Genomic DNA, 17526 nt, shown 5'->3' with positions numbered 1-17526 from the left:
AGCTGCCGTTCTCCCGCAAGTCGTGATCACTTACTGCAGAGCCGTTCCGTTGATGGCGTGTGCGACCCGCGACCTCTTGACGCTTTGTAAACTGAAGATATCCTCGATGTTGAGGAAATCTTCAGTCTGATGTCGGCTGGCCCGCTACAGGGAGAACAGTCCATGCGGATGGAAGCTCAGATCGAGTCGAACGTGGGCGCCGTCACCGACGACGACCCCGAGGACGCCGATGTGGTGATCGTCGGCTACGGACCGGTCGGCGCCATGGTCGCGAACCTCCTCGGCCAGGCCGGGGTCAGGACGATCGTGCTCGAGCGCGACGCCAAGCCGCTCACCATGCCGCGCGCGGGCGCCACCGACGACGAAGTGCTCCGGGTCTTTCAGGCGGCGGGCCTGGTCGATCAGCTCCTCCCGGTTCTCGACCTGGGGCAGAGCACGCAGTTCCTCTCGGTGCGCGGCGACCGCCTGGTGACGATGCGTCCCAGCGGGGGCCGCAACGGGTTCCCGCAGCTCGCGTTCTTCTACCAGCCCGACCTCGAGCGGGTGCTCCACGAGGGCGTCGCGCGGTACCCACACGTCACCGTCAGGATGGGCGTCCGCGTCGAGGGGCTCCACGAGGACGGCGACGGTGTGACCGTGTGGGCCCGAGAAGGCGACCGAGGCCGACAGACCGCGACCCGCGCGCGCTACGTCGTGGCCTGTGACGGCGGGCGCAGCACCGTCCGCGGCCTTCGCTCCATCGGGTTCGCCGGCTCCACCTACGCGCAGCCGTGGCTCGTCGTCGACGCCAAGCTCGAGGCTCCGTTGACCGACGTCACGTCCTTCCAGTTCATCGGGAACCCGGACCGTCCGGGCGTGACACTGCCGCTGCCCGGGACGCACCACCGCTGGGAGTTCATGGTTCTCCCGGGCGAGGACCACGCCGAACTCGCCACTGAGGAGAACGCCCGGCGACTCGTCTCCCCGTGGGTCGACCCCGACCGGATCACCATCCTCCGGCACATCGTCTACACCTTCCACGCCCGGGCCGCGACACAGTGGCGCTCAGGTCGGGTACTTCTCGCCGGTGACGCGGCCCACCTGATGCCGCCCTTCGCGGGGCAGGGGCTCAGTTCGGGGCTGCGCGACGCACACAACCTCGCCTGGAAGCTCGCAGCCGTCGTGGCAGACGGTGCCGACCCGTCGTTGCTCGACAGCTACGAGAGCGAGCGACGCCCGCACGTCACACGCATGACCCGGCTGACCCGCTTCTCCGGGGCCATGGTCCAGACCCGCCGCCGTCGCGTCGCCACGATTCGGGACGCGCTTCTGAAGAGGGCGGCACACCTGCCCTACTTCACCGAAGGGCGGTTCAAGCCCGACCTGCGGTACTCCTGCGGAGCGTTCGACGGTTCCGGACGCCGCGCCGGTGCAGGACATGCGTTCCCCCAGCCCACGGTCCGCACATCGGAGGGACAACTACGGCCCCTCGACGATCTGATCGGCAGCGGCTGGGCCCTCCTCGGCCGCGATCTCGATCCGCAGGTCCACCTGCGTGCGGAGAACTGCGAGCTGTGGACGTCGCTCGGCGCCACCTACCTCTCCATCAGCCGTCCCGGCCACCTCCGGCCACCCTGCGAGGCCGGCACCGTCGCGGTCGAGGATCTCGACGGCTACGCGCTCGACTTCTTCGACCGGCACGGCGGTGACTTCGCGATCGTGCGACCGGACCGCATCGTGTTCGCGATGCCGGACATCCGCGGCCTCGACCGCGTGGCCGACCTGTACAGGTCGTTGGTGCGCGGGCACGCCCGCCGCCCGGCGCGCAGTCCGTTCACTCCCTGAAGCCCAGAAAGCCCAGAAAGCCCACAGCATCAGAAGGAGGTCGGCCGCGCGTGATTCTCGTCATTGGGGCCACCGGGAAAATCGGCGGTGAGGTCGCCCGCCTGCTCGTCGTGACAGGAACACCGGTACGAGCACTGGTCCGCGACCCCTCGAAGGCAGCCGCCCACACCCTCGCCCGCCAAGGCGTCGAACTGGCAACCGGTGACCTGGGTGACGCCACCTCACTCGACAAGGCGATGCAGGGCGTCGACCGCATGTTCCTCGTCTCGGCCCAGGACCTCCGACAGGCCGAACTGCAGGGCAACGCCGTCGACGCCGCACTCCGCGCAACGGTCGGCCACATCGTCAAGGTGTCCGGCATCGCACCCTCGGTCTCACCCGGCGGTCCGGCGGAAATCGGCCGTCAGCACTGGCAGACCGAGCACCGAATCGAAGAGTCAGGCGTGCCGTTCACTTTCCTGCGCCCCGGCTTCTTCATGCAGAACCTCCTCGAGACGGCAGCGCCGATGGTCTCCAAATTCGGTCTGCTCGCGGCACCGATGGGCCGCGCACCGATCGCGATGGTAGACGCACGCGACGTCGCCGACGTCGCGGCCGCGGTGCTGACCAGCGACAGTCACCACGACAGGGTGTACGACGTCACCGGGCCGCGCGCGTTCGGCTACGAGGACCTGGCCGCGGTCCTCACCGACGCGACCGGACAGCCGGTCCGATACGTCAACACACCCCCCGGACTCGCCGCGAACGTGCTCCGGCGCCAGGGAAAGCCCGACTGGTACGTCGAGCATCTCGTCGAAATGGCGGAACTGTTCCGTGCCGGTGCCGGCGCGACGGTCAGCACCACCGTGCGCGACTTGACCGGACGGCCCCCGCGGACCATCGAGAGTTTCGCCGCCGAGCACGCGGGGTCGTTCACCCAGGAGGGTGTCCCGCAACTCCTCCGTACCGCCGCCCGCTTCGGCCTCACCATGGCCGGCCGAGCCGCCTCGGTCCTGCGCGCCAGGTGACCGGCTGTCGTCGGCGGACCTGACGGCTCGCCTGGCCGGCTGCTTCCAGCTCGCGGGGTCTGCCCCGGCTACCTACCGTGGCGATATCCGCCACGGAGGAGGCGAACATGCCGGCGAACGATCCGCGTGCGGACGGGCCACAGTGGGAGAGACCTGGCGCAGGTCCTCCTCCTACCGGGCAGTGGGCGGCTCCCGCCGGGCCGCCGCAGCAGAAGGGGCGGGGGCCTGCGTGCCTTTGAGGGTGCGCCGGTGCCCTGGCTGTGGCTGTGGTGGCTGTCATCGTCGTGGTTGTGCTGGTGGTCTCGGCGGCGAATGACGACAGCACCACGTCCGCTCCCACCGACGCGGCGACCGAGAACGCGCCACAGGGGGAGAAGAAACCGCAGGGTGAGCGGGCGGACCTGGTCAGATTCCAGCTGGATGATCGCTCGGCAGCAGGCCTCACCGATATCTGGGCCGTTTGGACGATCAAGAACAGCAGCAGCGAGAAGTCCGACTACTCATGGGAATGGGAAGCGGTCGACGCCGGAGGCACCCGACTGGCGAACGGCACTGAATGGGAGACCGCCATCCGACCCGGGCAGACGGCCCGGGGTGATTCCCGCACGACGCTCGATAGCGCGAACGGCGTCAAACTCAACATCACCAGCTTCAACCGGACTGCCGGCTAGTGGGATCTTGAGACCGCGGGCCCCGTTGACTTGAGTGCTCTTGAGGGCCGAACGGGGGAGCCCCGGGTGCGCAGGGGCGGGGTGCGTTCGAGGCTGGGGGCATGAGTCTGCGTCCATGGGTTGTCGTCGAGGCGCCGGACGGTCGTGGTCTTCGCCAGGTGACCATGAACGGTGAGGCGGTGGGCAGCGCATGGTCGCCGGGTGAGCTGCTGCGAATTCTTCGCCGTCTGGATTTCCCGGACGACGTGGACCTGGACGACACAGCATTCATCTGCTGGCGCGGAGGTGACAGCGGTACGTGGCCGGACCGTCCGTGGCCCAGGCGCGTGGTCCTCGTGCTGATGATGGTCGGCCTGCTGGCCGCGATGGTGCTCAGCGCGGTTGTGGGATGGCCGGACGCATCCGGGGCGCTCACCTTTGCGCAACGGATGACCGGGGTTGTTTTCGTGCTGACTGGTCTGGTGCAGGGCTTGGCCGCGGTTGCGGTCCTCGACTACTGGGGCAGGCAGCAGTTCACGTTGTCCGGGGCAGTCGTCCTGCTCGGGGTGCTCATCGCGCTGGCCACGAGTAGTCTCCTGCTCTTCATGTGGCTGGAAGAGAGGGAGTACACGCCCTATCTGCTGGTGTTTCTGCCTCTTTGGTGCTGGTCACTCTGGGCGTTCGTTGTCCTTGTGCGGGGCAAATGCTGGGAGGGCGTCCCGTGGCCCAAGAGGTTTGCGGCCGGAGTGGTGGCCACGGCGCTTCTGACCGGGGTCAGTCTGGCGTACTCGACGATGTACCAACCCACGGCAGCTCCGATGCACCTCACCTTGAAGGCGGAGTTCGGGGCGGCGCGGGCGGATCGAACGCTGCCGTTTGTCCATGTCCCGCTTTCGCTTCGGATGAAGAACACGGGCGGGATTCCCGTCTACATCGTCAATGACATCTACACGGTCCGAGGAACGCGCGCCACGTACTACAGGATTCCCGAGACCTTGGACTTGCTGAGTGAGTGGAAGGACAGCGTGGGAGGGCCAGGGACTCCTGCGGGGGAGGCTGATCTCTATGTGGGTCAGTTCAGAAAAACCATCATCAGCAGCAACCACGTCTATGGGCCCGGCAGATGGCTCGAAGTCGGGCAGGAGTATGCCGTTGAACGCGTGTTCCAAATCCCCAGGAAGCCGAGATTCGGAACGGTCGGCGTCAACGTGCAGATCACCTACATGAGGAAGGACCGAGGGAAGCTGGATGTAGATGAGTTTCGCAAGGTTCACTACACGTGGCGGGGTGCCGACGAGCGGTACTACTGCGCATGGTGCGGGCAGGAGCTCGTCTACAGCGGGCGCGTCCGGCACAACAACAACCTCATCAATGTGACGCGCAGGCCTCGATTTGTGACGGTGACCTGGTCGCCGGATCGCTCGCCCGGCACCTCCATTTCATCATTTCGCTACTGGGAGAAGGAGGAGTTCCTGGGGGAAGAAAGGAGGGAGTTGGACAGGTACGGAGCTGCGACTGTCCGGGCGGATACGGAGGTGTCGGTCGCGGAACTGCTGGGATCCGCAGGCTCGTGACGGCGACGCTCGCATTCCTACCCTTCGCCGCTCGTGAGCCAGCTCCCTACTGTGACGCCCTCCTGCTCCAGGTAGGCAGCCGTCTGCCTGCAATGGGAAGCCTGCTTTATCCCGACTCTCCCGTTCAGTTCGCTCCCGTGCAGGATTTCGGCGAGTCCGCTGATGAGGGGCGCCACCTTGAACGGGGCGTTGGTGTGCTCGTCGTTCTCCAGTTGGGCGCTGACGTCGAGTATGTCCGTTCCCTCGTCGATGGCCTTCCAGAAGTCCTTGACTCCTGTGCTGTTCCAGCTCGGGGGCGTCATATCCCGCAGCCCTTTCGAGAGCTTCCGATCCGATACGGCCTTGAAAATGGCGCTGGTACATACTTCGGCTGCCTTCCCGAGGGAGACATCCGGCCGACCCTGCCTCGCGGCGGCTTTGTCCTGCTCTTGCTCCAACTGGGAGGACCGGTCCCTCATCTCCTGCCCTGCTTCGGCCCGGTCCTCCGGTGAGGCCTTGGGGTCGTTCGCCCGCCTCATCTGTCCACTGACCCGCTGTGACTCATCCATGAGCCGGTTGTCTCCGGTGGACTCCGGCTGCCGCTCGTCCGGTCTGTTCGAGCCTGGGATCTGCTGAGGTGTGATCGATTCGGCGAGAAATTCCACCGACGAGCTCACCAGCAGCGCAGCGGCGCCCGTCTCTCCCTTGCCGTTGCACTGCTCCAGGGCGTAGTTCGTGTCTTCGACGATCGCCGTCAGCTGCTGCCGCGGCTTCTGGGGCGTCCTGGGATCGGCGATCGCGGCCAGGACGACTGTTGTCCGCTCCACCACCAAGAAGAGCCTCGACCGATCCTCGGGCGAAACGTCCGGCTTCAGCCCCGCCTTCAGCGTGGCGGCCATCTGCTTCACGATCCTGGCCAGCTGTTTCCGCAGCTTGCCGGGTGTGCCGTTGTCGCTGATCACCGCCAGCGTGGCGCCCAGCTCCTTCGCGCTGTCGGTGAGCGCTTCTCTGTCCTGGGGCGAGGTGGCCGGGTCCTCGACTGACACGAGCGTGACGATCAGTGTGTCGACGGTTGCCGTGAGCTCCTCGGGGACCTCCGCGCGCTCCTCGTTCAGAGTGGCCGTCACTTCTGCAAGGGCCTGCTTCTGCTCCGGCGGGGGTGCGGTCTTGGTTTCGTCTTCGCCGTCTTCGCCGCTGGAAGTGGACCCTGACGGTGGATCAGCGGGCGACTCCTCGCTCGGAGTTGTCACATCCGGCGGTTTGGGCTCGACCGGTTTGGGCTCGACCGACGAAGGAGTGGAGGTATCCGGGACCACTGGTTGTGGTTCCGGCTCCACAGGTGGTGGGGATGCGGGCTCAGAGGGCGGCGAGTCCGGTGACGGTGGTGGTGGTGTCGTCTGCGCGGGCGCGTGGGGTCTGCTCGCGCTCGGCCTCTGCTCCGCTGCCACCGAGATCGTCACCCCTGTCGGCACCGCGAGTGCTGCGACCAGGAGAGATGCGTGGACCCTGTGGAAGGTGTACCGCCTGGTGGTTCTGGCCATGTTGGTTCCAGATGAACTGTGCGCTGTACCGACGTCATCCGTTTGCCTACCCGGGCCTATGAATCCACTGTTCACCTGCTCCGCGCATCCCGCAATGCGAACGCCCGGTGCCGGGCGTGGTGTTGTCGCGTGATGGTGGCGAGCGTCGGGATCCGGACACGCGGCTGTGGCGTCTACACGGATATGGACCTTGAGAAGCCACCGGCTCGACCCTCGCAGCACCCGGCGCCGGAAGGGTGCCTTGCCATCGCGATCCGAGTGCCGGTGCGCATCATCGTGCTCGTGCTGGTCGTGCCGGTGCGGATGGTGTGGGACGCGCTCGTCGTCGCCGGGCGCTTCCTGAACGACACGATGCTGAGGCCGTTGGGGCGGGCGCTGCTGTGGGTCGGGCGGGCGTTGTTCGTGTGGCCGTTCGTGGGGCTGTGGCGGTACGTCGTCGTGCCCGTCGCGCAGGGGCTCGCCTGGCTGGGGAACGTACTCGTGGTCGTTCCGCTGGTGTGGCTGTACCGGTACGTGCTCACTCCCCTCGGGCACGCGTGCGCGTGGCTGGCGCGAGGGCTCGGGGCCGGGCTGGGATGGCTGTACGCGCGCGGGCTCGCACCGATCGGGCATGCGGCGATGTGGGTCCTCAGGGGGCTCGGCGCGATGCTCGCCGCGTTCGGGCTCGGCGCGTTCGCCGTCGTGGCGTGGCTGGTGCGGTACCTCCTCGTCGTCCCGGCCGTGTGGGTGTACGAGTGGGTCCTCGCACCCCTCGGGCGGGCGATCGCCTGGTGCGCGAGGGGTTTGCTGTGGGTCGTGAGCACGATCGTCACCGGGATCGGGATCGGCCTGTACTGGATCGGGCGCGTGCTGTTCGTGCTGCCGGCGCTGGGGGTGTACCGGTGGGTCCTCGCGCCCGTCGGCCGTGTGCTCGCCGTCATCGGCAGGGAGATCTGGGAGGCGCTCGGGCACGCGTGGCGGGTCGCCGGGCGGATCTCGCTCGCCGTCGGGCGATTCCTCGCGAGCCTGTTCCGGTGGATCTTCGTGGAGCCGGTGCGATGGGTGTACCGGACCGTGCTCACCCCGGTCGGGCACGTCGTCCGGGACACCGTGCTGCGGCCCGCCGCAGAGGCCGCGCGCAGCGTGGGGCGAGCCACCCGGCAGGCCCTCGCCGACGTCCGGGAGTCCGTACGGCAGGCGCGGGCCGACTTCCGGCGGATGCTGCTCGGGGAGCCGAAGAAGCGGGAAGCCGTGGCCCGACGGGAACCTCCGGGCCGCGAGACACGTACTCTTGGTAGCAGTACGACCGCTCTCACGAAGGACTGAACGACACTGGGCAAGCGACAGCCCGAAGGCCCGCCGCCCGCACCCGCGGTGCAGCGCATCCGACTGCGCTACACCAAGCGCGGCCGCCTCCGGTTCACCAGCCACCGTGACTTCCAGCGCGCCTTCGAGCGTGCGCTGCGCCGTGCCGAGGTGCCGATGGCGTACTCGGCAGGGTTCACGCCGCATCCGAAGGTGTCGTACGCCAATGCCGCACCCACCGGCACGGGCAGTGAGGCGGAGTATCTGGAGATCGCGCTCACCACAGTGCGGGATCCCGAGAAGCTGCGGGTTCTCCTCGACGAGTCGATGCCCACCGGCCTCGACATCGTCGACGCGGTCGAGGCCCGGACCTCGGGGCTCGCCGACCGGCTCACCGCTTCCGTGTGGGAGGTGCGGCTGGACGGCGTGGAGTCGGCCGAGGCCGAGCGAGCCGTGGCGGCCTTCAACGCCGCCGAGGCGGTCGAGGTCCAGCGGATGACCAAGAACGGCGTCCGCACCTTCGACGCCCGCCCCGCGGTCGTACAACTTGAAACACAGAGTGAAACGGCTGATAGGCCGACCGACCAGCCCTGTGCGATACTGCGGCTGGTTGTTCGGCACGTGACGCCTGCCGTACGACCCGACGACGTCCTGTCCGGTCTCCGCGCCGTGGCCGACCTGGCGCCGCCGGTCCCCGCAGCGGTGACCAGGCTGGCGCAGGGGCTGTTCGATGAAGAGACCAGCACGGTGACCGACCCGCTCGCGCCCGACCGCGAGGCAGCGACGGCCCCAACCGAGGCCGAGACCGCTGCCGCCGCGACGGCGCCGGCGTAAGGAAGGTTCCGCGTAGGGACGGTCGTCGAAGCGTCGCCCTCGTACTCGGGAGCCACCTGGGTCGGGCAGCGCACCGACCAGAAGACTTTCGCCAGGCCGTACGCATTCGGCGTACGGAACCGGCGAGACAGGACACAGAGAGCTCCCGTGCGGCGCCCGCGCCCCGGACGGCGGTAGTCGCGCAATGCGCGAGCCGCGGACGTCACCGGCATACCGCCGGACCAGGCGCGGCGCCCGGGAGCCTGACGGGAGAAACGCCCGCATGCTCGAACCGACCGAACCCACTGAGGGTTCCGAACTGAACACTCCTAGCGACACCCTGCCGCCGCGCAGGCGGCGCCGTGCCGCGTCCCGCCCGGCGGGCCCGCCGACGGCTGCCGCCGAGGCGCAGCCCACAGAGGTGGTCGAGCCGGCCATACCGGTCGCCGATGCCTCCGATGTGGCGGCCCTGACCGAAGACGCCGAGACGGCCGAGAAGCGCCAGGAGAGCATCGACGCCGTTGTGGCCGCCGTTGCCGAGGCGACTTCCGAGGACGTGGACGCCGAAGAGACCCAGGACGCCGAAGAGGCGGAGGGGACGGCGGAGGCCGCCCCTGCCGGTCGTACGCGTCGGCGCGCGGTGCGTCGCGCGTCCGCGCCGGCCGGATCGCCGACGGCTGCCGAGGCATCCGAGACCGTGGTGCCGGTGGCTGCCGCCGCACCCGCCGCCGACCAGGCGAGCCCCGCCGAAGAACCTGCGGCCGGGAGCGCTGTGGCCGAGGAGTCGGCGCCGCCCCGTTCGCGTCGCCGTGCCGTGCGTCGGGCGTCCGCGCCCGCCGGTGCTCCCGTGCCGACGGAGGCCGCCGAGACCGTGGTCTCCGATGCGTCCGGTACGCCCGCTGAAGTGCCTGCCGCCGCCCCGGCCGAGGACGCCGAGGCTGCCGAGGACGCTGCCCCGCGTCGTACGCGCCGGCGTGCCACGCGTCGGGTGTCCGTTCCCGCTGGTGCTCCCGACGAGGCAGCTGCCTCCGCGGTGGCCGAGGAGAGCGCCGAGGCACCCGTGAGCGACGAGGCCTCCGCCGAGACCTCCACCGACGCCGAGGAGGCCGCCGAGGCCGCCCCGCGTCGTACCCGCCGGCGCGCCACGCGGCGTGCGGCCGCTGCTGCCGACGAGACCTCCGAGGCCGTTGTCGCCGAGACCCCCGCCGAGACGCCGGTGACGGCGGTGACGCCCGTGACCTCCGGCATCGACACCGTGACCGCCGCGGTGGCCGGTGTCGGCGAGCCCGCCGAGGAACCCGCCGCCGAAGCCGAGGAGAAGGGCGGCCCCCGCCGCCGTCGCCGTGTCGTCCAGCGGGCCGCCACCGGCTTCGCGGCGCCGGCTCAGTCCGCCGCCTCCGAGGGCGACGAGGCGCCGCGCCCCGCGCGGCCCAGCGTGGCCGTGTTCCAGGCGCCCGTGTTCACCGAGCCGCAGTTCCAGACGCCTCAGCGCGCCGCCGCAGAGGCCGCCGCGGAGGCGGAGACCGAGGACGTCGAGGACGTCGAGGAGTTCGCGGAGGAGCAGCCCGCCGCGTCGAGGCGTCGTCGCCGGCGCCGGGGCGCCGGGTACGGCGACGAGGCCGAGGCCACCCAGAGCGTCGAGGCCGCCGCCGAGGACGAGACCGAGGAAGCCGAGGACGCGGAGACCGAGGACGCCGCAGACGGTGACGACTCCGAGGAGACCGGGTCGCGTCGGCGCCGCAGGCGTGGTGGCCGGCGTCGTCGTCGGGGTGAGTCCGCCGACTCCGAGTCCGAGGGCGGGGACGCCGAGGGCGACGAGGTCGCCGCGGCGCAGGCCGCGCAGGATGCCGAGGACACCGCCGAGCAGGACGAAGAGGACGCCGAGGACGCCCGAGGCGAGGACGGCGGTTCCAGCTCCAGCAGCCGTCGTCGTCGGCGCCGTCGTCGTCGGGCCGGTGACTCCTCCTCGGACAGTGAGCCCGGCGAGGGTGACCCCGAGCGAACCGTCGTCAAGGTCCGTGAGCCCCGCCCGAAGGCCGAGCCGTCCGATGAGGTGCAGTCCATCAAGGGCTCCACGCGCCTGGAGGCCAAGAAGCAGCGCCGCCGGGAAGGCCGTGAGCAGGGCCGTCGCCGTGTGCCGATCATCACCGAGGCCGAGTTCCTGGCCCGCCGTGAGGCCGTCGAGCGCGTGATGGTCGTCCGCCAGCACGGCGACCGTACGCAGATCGGCGTTCTCGAGGACAACGTGCTCGTCGAGCACTACGTCAACAAGGAGCAGTCGACCTCGTACGTCGGCAACGTCTACCTGGGCAAGGTCCAGAACGTGCTGCCGTCGATGGAGGCCGCCTTCATCGACATCGGCAAGGGCCGCAACGCCGTCCTGTACGCCGGTGAGGTCAACTTCGAGGCGCTCGGCATGGCCAACGGGCCGCGCCGCATCGAGTCCGCCCTCAAGTCCGGCCAGTCCGTGCTCGTCCAGGTCACCAAGGACCCGATCGGGCACAAGGGCGCGCGTCTGACCAGCCAGGTCTCCCTGCCGGGCCGTTACCTCGTGTACGTGCCCGAGGGCTCCATGACCGGCATCAGCCGCAAGCTGCCCGACACCGAGCGGGCGCGGCTGAAGACCATCCTCAAGAAGATCGTCCCCGAGGACGCGGGCGTCATCGTGCGCACCGCCGCCGAGGGCGCGAGCGAGGACGAGCTGCGCCGCGATGTCGAGCGGCTCCAGGCGCAGTGGGAAGACATCCAGAAGAAGTCCAAGAACGGCAACGCGCCGACGCTGCTGTACGGCGAGCCGGACATGACCGTCCGGGTCGTCCGGGACATCTTCAACGAGGACTTCTCCAAGGTCGTCGTCAGCGGCGACGAGGCCTGGGAGACCATCCACGGATACGTCTCGCACGTCGCGCCCGATCTGGCCGACCGGCTGTCGAAGTGGACCTCCGAGGTCGACGTCTTCGCCACTTACCGGATCGACGAGCAGCTCGCCAAGGCACTGGACCGCAAGGTCTGGCTGCCGAGCGGCGGTTCGCTGGTGATCGACCGGACCGAGGCGATGGTCGTCGTCGACGTCAACACCGGCAAGTTCACCGGCCAGGGCGGCAACCTCGAGGAGACCGTCACCAGGAACAACCTGGAGGCGGCCGAGGAGATCGTCCGTCAGCTGCGGCTGCGCGACCTCGGCGGCATCATCGTCATCGACTTCATCGACATGGTGCTGGAGTCCAACCGGGACCTGGTGCTGCGGCGCCTGCTGGAGTGCCTGGGCCGGGACCGTACGAAGCACCAGGTCGCCGAGGTGACCTCGCTGGGGCTCGTGCAGATGACCCGCAAGCGGGTCGGCCAGGGTCTGCTGGAGTCCTTCTCCGAGACCTGCGTCCACTGCAACGGCCGCGGTGTCATCGTGCACATGGAGCAGCCGACCTCCGCCGGAGGCGGCGGCAAGCGCAAGAAGCGTGCGCGGGCCGGTGCCGGTCCGGACCATGTCCACGAGGCCGCTGTCGCCGTCGAGCCGGCCGAGACGGCCGAGGAAGAGGCGGAGTCCGAGGCCGAGGTCGCTGCCGAGGCCGCGCAGCCCGCCGCACTTCCGGAGCCTGCCTTCGCGCCCGACGAGGAGCTGTACAGCAGCGTCGCCGAGGCTGAGGCCGCGGCCGGGCGCGGCGGTCGTTCGCGGCGCCGCGGCGGTCGGCGGGCGTCCGCTCCGGCGGGTGCGCCGAGGAAGTCCGAGGCGGTTCCCACCGCTCAGGACGTGACCGTCGAGCAGGAGGTCGAGCGTCCGGTGCAGCCGGAGTCGGCCGCCGCGGCGAAGGCCGAGCCGATGGCCGTGGAGGACGCGGTCGTCGAGGCTCCGGCCACCGAGGAGGCCGCGCCCAAGGGACGTACGCGCCGTCGTGCGACCCGCAAGGTGTCCGCGCCCGCCGGGTCGCCGGCCGGGTCCGAGGCGACCGTCGTGACGGTCGGCGAGGCCGTGTCCACCGCGTCCGAGCAGGTCTCGGCCGAGGCTCCCTCGGAGCAGGCCGAGCCGGCTGCGGTCGAGGCGGCCGAGAGTGCCGCTCCGGCCCGGGCCCGGCGCCGTGCCGTGCGCAAGGCCACCGCGCCGACCGCGTCCGAGGAGACGGCCGTCGTGGTCGTCCCGGCCGCTGAGGCGGAGTCCGGCATCGCCGCGGAGGCCCCGGCCGCCGAGGAGGACGTCGAGGAGGCGGCTCCGGCCAAGAAGACGGCCCGTAAGACGGCCAAGAAGGCCACGGCGAAGAAGGCCGCCACCAAGAAGACCGCGGCCAAGAAGACGGCCGCGAAGAAGGTGACGGCCAAGAAGGCGGCGAAGACCACCAAGACGGCCGCGGCCAAGTCGACGGCGAAGAAGACCACGGTCTCGGCCGCCACCGACGAGTGATGCGCCACTGATGGGCAACAACTGATGCGTGGTGCGGCCGGTCCATGTGACCGGCCGCACTGCGTTGGAACCCGGCCCGGTTTGACCCCCTTGGCCGCGGCCCCGTAACCTTGACCGTCGGCGTGTCCGTGGATATAGGCACGCCACATCCCCGTAAACCTCATCCCTCCGGAGCGCAGCGTGTTCCGGAGAGGCTGCCCGCACGCCGGGCGGCTGGACTGCGGGGGTGCCGTTCCCGAGCGAGAGAGTGAGATCCGCGTGTACGCCATCGTGCGCAGCGGTGGTCGCCAGCACAAGGTTGCTGTCGGCGACATCGTTGAGGTTGACAAGATTTCCACTGCCAAGGTTGGCGACACGGTCGAGCTCTCGACCCTGCTCGTTGTCGACGGCGACGCTGTGACCAGTGACCCGTGGGTGCTGGCAGGCATCAAGGTTCAGGCCGAGGTCGTGGACCACCACAAGGGCGTCAAGATCGACATCCTTCGCTACAAGAACAAGACCGGCTACCGCCGTCGTCAGGGCCACCGCCAGCAGTACACGGCGATCAAGGTCACTGAGATCCCCGCGGCTGCGAAGTAAGGGACTGAGGAGAGATGGCACACAAGAAGGGCGCATCGTCCACCCGTAACGGTCGTGACTCCAACGCTCAGCGCCTCGGCGTGAAGCGCTTCGGTGGTCAGGTCGTCAACGCGGGCGAGATCCTGGTCCGTCAGCGCGGCACCCACTTCCACCCGGGCGCGGGCGTCGGCCGTGGCGGCGACGACACGCTGTTCGCCCTGGAGGCCGGTTCGGTGCAGTTCGGCACCCACCGTGGCCGCAAGGTCGTGAACATCGTTCCGGTCGCCTGATCGGAAACTTTCGCGAGGCGGACCTCACTTCCCTCACGGGAAGCGGGTCCGCCTTTCGCGTGTTAGTTCTCAGAGAACAACACCTGTACGTAACTGGAGGCACATCCCATGACCACCTTCGTGGACCGCGTCGAGCTGCATGTCGCCGCGGGTAGCGGAGGCCACGGCTGTGCCTCCGTCCACCGTGAGAAGTTCAAGCCGCTCGGCGGGCCCGACGGCGGCAACGGCGGGCGCGGCGGGGACGTGATCCTCACCGTCGACCAGTCGATCACCACGCTGCTCGACTACCACCACTCCCCGCACCGCAAGGCCACCAGCGGCAAGCCCGGTGAGGGCGGCAACCGCTCCGGCAAGGACGGGCAGGACCTGGTCCTCACCGTGCCGGACGGCACCGTCGTGCTCGACAAGGCGGGCAACGTTCTCGCCGACCTGGTCGGGCAGGGCACGTCGTACGTCGCCGCGCAGGGCGGCCGGGGCGGGCTCGGCAATGCCGCGCTGGCGTCGGCACGGCGCAAGGCGCCCGGGTTCGCGCTGCTCGGTGAGCCGGGGGACCTGCAGGACATCGTCCTGGAGCTGAAGACCGTCGCCGACGTGGCGCTGGTCGGGTATCCGAGTGCCGGCAAGTCCTCGCTGATCTCGGTGCTGAGCGCCGCGAAGCCGAAGATCGCGGACTACCCGTTCACGACGCTGGTGCCGAACCTGGGCGTGGTGACGGCGGGCTCGACCGTCTACACCATCGCCGACGTCCCGGGTCTGATCCCGGGCGCCAGTCAGGGCAAGGGCCTCGGTCTGGAGTTCCTGCGGCACGTCGAGCGGTGCAGTGTGCTCGTGCACGTCCTGGACACCGCGACGCTGGAGTCCGACCGGGACCCAGTCTCCGACCTGGACATCATCGAGGCGGAACTGCAGGAGTACGGCGGGCTCGACAACCGGCCGCGGATCGTCGTCCTGAACAAGATCGACGTACCGGACGGCAAGGACCTCGCCGAGATGGTGCGGCCGGATCTGGAAGCCCGTGGCTACCGGGTCTTCGAGGTGTCCGCGGTGGCACATCTCGGGCTCAAGGAGCTGTCGTTCGCGCTGGCCGATCTGGTGGGCAGGGCGCGGGCCGCGAAGCCGACGGAAGAGGCGACCCGGATCGTGATCCGGCCGAAGGCAGTCGATGACGCCGGCTTCACCGTGACGCGCGATGACTCCAGCGGCGAGCCGCTGTTCCGGGTGCGTGGTGAGAAGCCCGAGCGCTGGGTGCGGCAGACCGACTTCAACAACGACGAGGCCGTGGGCTATCTCGCCGACCGGCTCAACCGGCTCGGCGTCGAGGACGAGTTGATGAAGGCGGGCGCCCGGTCCGGTGACGGTGTGGCCATCGGGCCCGAGGAGAACGCCGTCGTCTTCGACTGGGAGCCGACGCTCATGTCCGGCGCGGAGATGCTCGGCCGGCGTGGCGAGGACCACCGCTTCGAGGCGCCGCGGCCCGCTGCGCAGCGGCGGCGCGACAAGGAGGCCGAACGGGACGACGCCCTCCGGGAGTTCGACGACTTCGAGCCGTTCTGAGGCTGAGGGTGCAGGCGGCGCTGTCGGTGCCGTCGCCTGGGGGCTGCCGCCCCCAGGCCCCCGCTTCGGCCTGAACAGCCTCGTGCTCAAGCGCCGGACGGGCTGAAATGCCTGGGCCGGCGTCTGGAGGCCCGCGGGTGCCGCGGATGGTTTGCTCCCGCGTCCTCAAACAGCCGAACGGGCTGAAATGCCCAGCCCGGCAGCCAGCGCACGTCGGCACGCGGCTGGCCAAATTGGTTAACTCCGGGGAAATTCACGGCGTATCCCAGGGCAACCCCCTCTCCCTCCGGTGAGTCCTACTGGGCGGCGTGGACGAGATCTTGAAGCTTGAAGGCCTCTCCACTCCTCAACTGCCCGCAAAATTCACGGAGATGACGTGCCTTCACCTTCCCAGCGCCGCACCTTCCTCTCCCGTCGGAGCCGCCTCGGTCTCGCCACCGGCGTTGCTCTCGCCGCCGGTCTGCTGACCGTCCCCGGCGCCGACGCGGCCACCGGGGCCGCTCCCGCCGCGCCCGGCGCGAACGGGCTGCACGACGACTTCAACGGTGACGGCTACTCCGACCTCGTGGTCGCGGCGCCCGAGGCGACCGTCGACGGGAAGGCGAAGGCCGGGTACGTCGCCGTGGTGTACGGGTCGGCGAGTGGGCTGAGGACCGCCTCCAAGCAGGTCGTCAGCCAGAACACGGCCGGCGTCACCGACTCCGCCGAGACGGAGGACCTGTTCGGCAGCGCGGTGAGCACCGCCGACCTCGACCGGGACGGGTACGCGGACCTGATCGTCGGCGTGAGCGGTGAGGACTCCGTCGAGGGCGGTGCCGAGACCGGGCTCGTCCAGGTCGTCTGGGGCGGGGCGAACGGGTTGTCCGGCGGGGTGGCGCTGGCGTACGGGCGCGAGACCTACGACCGGCTCAGCGCCAAGGGGAAGCTGACCGTCGGCGATGTGAACGGGGACGGTGCGGCCGACCTGGTCGTCGTCGCCAGGAGGGCCGAACTGCGCATCATCAAGGGGCCGTTCGGCCGCGACGGCGCCGCCGGGGGCGGCGAGGAGATCGTCCCGGACGACTTCGACCGCCGGGTCCTGGACCTCGCGGCGGGCGACGTGAACGGTGACGGCATCGGCGACGTCGTCGCCACCATGAACGACGGCGACGAGTACGACGCCCGCCGGATCACGTACTGGCAGGGCACGCGGGACGGGCTCGCCGAGGAGGTCGTGCTCGAAGACAGCAGGGACTGGTGGCTGCAGGGCGGCGAGTCCCTCGACCTCGGTGACGTGAACGGTGACGGGTACGAGGACATCGTGGTGGGCCGTTCCGTCGACGGCTACGACAGCGACCTCGACACCCCGATCCCCACGGGCGGCCGCGTCGCCTTCATACCGGGCTCGGCGAACGGGCCCGTCGGCACGAAGGCGATGTACGTCAACCAGGACAGCGCCGGAGTCCCCGGCGCCGCCGAGCGCGGCGACGGCTTCGGCTCCGACGTCTCGGTCGCCGACGTCAACGGCGACGGGTACGCCGACGTCTCCACGGGCGTACCCGGCGAGGACTTCGACGGGCTGAGCAACGCCGGCGGTGCCGTCGTGCTGCGCGGTGGCGCGAACGGTCTGACCGGCGCCGGTGCCACCGGGGTCAACCAGGCCACCGTGGATGTGCCGGGCGCGGCGGAGACCAACGACGCCTTCGGCGGTGCCACCCACCTGGTGGACGCCGACCACGACGGCCGCGCGGAACTCGTCGTCGGCGCACCGGGGGAGAACGCGAACGCCGGGTCGGTGTGGGTGTTCAGGTCCACCTCGTCCGGCATCACCCCGACCGGCTCGTTCACCTTCGGGGCGGGGACCCTCGGCACGGTCGCGACGAACGCGAGGCTGGGCTCCGGGTTCAACTACTGATCCAGCCGGATTCACTCACTGATCGACCGGCAGACCCGTTGTGGCAAGGGCACGTTGCCGTGCCGCAGCGGGTCTTCCGTTGTCTCCCTAGTTGTCATGCACGCGAAGCTCGCAGTTCAGCAGCCGGACCGCCCTCGGGCGTGAGCATCCGAAGTGTCCAAGAGG

The 17526-nt window shown here is 69.7% G+C and carries 12 protein-coding genes; 11 read left to right on the top strand and 1 reads right to left on the bottom strand.

Annotated elements, in window-relative coordinates:
* The first annotated feature begins 129 nt into the window (after window positions 1-129).
* From mhpA to ACZ7M7_RS05175, 4 genes are all read left to right on the top strand, one after another.
* The gene (gene mhpA, locus ACZ7M7_RS05190; RefSeq protein WP_472112897.1) at window positions 130-1824 is read left to right on the top strand and encodes a bifunctional 3-(3-hydroxy-phenyl)propionate/3-hydroxycinnamic acid hydroxylase MhpA; all 1695 of its coding nucleotides are present in this window, start codon (window positions 130-132) and stop codon (window positions 1822-1824) included.
* A gap of 50 nt (window positions 1825-1874) precedes the next feature.
* Window positions 1875-2831: an SDR family oxidoreductase gene (locus tag ACZ7M7_RS05185; RefSeq protein WP_472112895.1), complete on the top strand. Its 957-nt coding sequence runs from the start codon at window positions 1875-1877 to the stop codon at window positions 2829-2831.
* A 269-nt stretch (window positions 2832-3100) separates the two neighbouring features.
* Entirely contained in the window at window positions 3101-3502 is a 402-nt protein-coding gene (locus ACZ7M7_RS05180; RefSeq protein WP_472112893.1) for a hypothetical protein, read from the top strand.
* Window positions 3503-3603: 101 nt separating this feature from the next.
* A complete protein-coding gene (locus tag ACZ7M7_RS05175; RefSeq protein WP_472112891.1) occupies window positions 3604-5055 on the top strand; it encodes a Yip1 family protein in 1452 nt (483 codons plus the stop codon).
* A gap of 17 nt (window positions 5056-5072) precedes the next feature.
* Here ACZ7M7_RS05175 and ACZ7M7_RS05170 read toward each other — a convergent pair whose 3' ends face one another.
* Window positions 5073-6284 (bottom strand): hypothetical protein, encoded by a 1212-nt coding sequence (locus tag ACZ7M7_RS05170; RefSeq protein ID WP_472112889.1) that lies wholly within the window; start codon window positions 6282-6284, stop codon window positions 5073-5075.
* A 474-nt stretch (window positions 6285-6758) separates the two neighbouring features.
* On the opposite strand from ACZ7M7_RS05170, the gene ACZ7M7_RS05165 reads away from it, so the two are divergent.
* The 7 genes from ACZ7M7_RS05165 to ACZ7M7_RS05135 all read left to right on the top strand — a co-directional run bounded on the left by ACZ7M7_RS05165 (window position 6759) and on the right by ACZ7M7_RS05135 (window position 17361).
* Complete coding sequence (locus tag ACZ7M7_RS05165) at window positions 6759-7880, top strand: hypothetical protein (RefSeq protein WP_383624701.1); 1122 nt, start codon at window positions 6759-6761, stop codon at window positions 7878-7880.
* A gap of 48 nt (window positions 7881-7928) precedes the next feature.
* Entirely contained in the window at window positions 7929-8693 is a 765-nt protein-coding gene (locus ACZ7M7_RS05160) for a TIGR03936 family radical SAM-associated protein (RefSeq protein WP_383613100.1), read from the top strand.
* 262 nt (window positions 8694-8955) lie between these two features.
* Window positions 8956-13065, top strand: coding sequence for an Rne/Rng family ribonuclease (locus ACZ7M7_RS05155; RefSeq protein WP_472112885.1), 4110 nt, complete (start codon window positions 8956-8958; stop codon window positions 13063-13065).
* A gap of 258 nt (window positions 13066-13323) precedes the next feature.
* Window positions 13324-13644, top strand: coding sequence for a 50S ribosomal protein L21 (rplU, locus tag ACZ7M7_RS05150; RefSeq protein WP_007381993.1), 321 nt, complete (start codon window positions 13324-13326; stop codon window positions 13642-13644).
* Window positions 13645-13658: 14 nt separating this feature from the next.
* Complete coding sequence (gene rpmA / locus ACZ7M7_RS05145; RefSeq protein ID WP_003990207.1) at window positions 13659-13913, top strand: 50S ribosomal protein L27; 255 nt, start codon at window positions 13659-13661, stop codon at window positions 13911-13913.
* Between the two features lie 108 nt (window positions 13914-14021).
* On the top strand, window positions 14022-15467 hold the full coding sequence (obgE, locus tag ACZ7M7_RS05140) for a GTPase ObgE (protein ID WP_383617409.1): 1446 nt from the start codon (window positions 14022-14024) through the stop codon (window positions 15465-15467).
* A 376-nt stretch (window positions 15468-15843) separates the two neighbouring features.
* Window positions 15844-17361: a VCBS repeat-containing protein gene (locus ACZ7M7_RS05135; RefSeq protein ID WP_472112881.1), complete on the top strand. Its 1518-nt coding sequence runs from the start codon at window positions 15844-15846 to the stop codon at window positions 17359-17361.
* The last annotated feature ends 165 nt before the right edge of the window (window positions 17362-17526 follow it).

The sequence above is a fragment of the Streptomyces sp. NPDC111606 genome (assembly GCF_055656945.1).
Note: the sequence above shows the minus strand (reverse complement) of the source record. Positions and strands in the feature narration are given on the sequence as shown.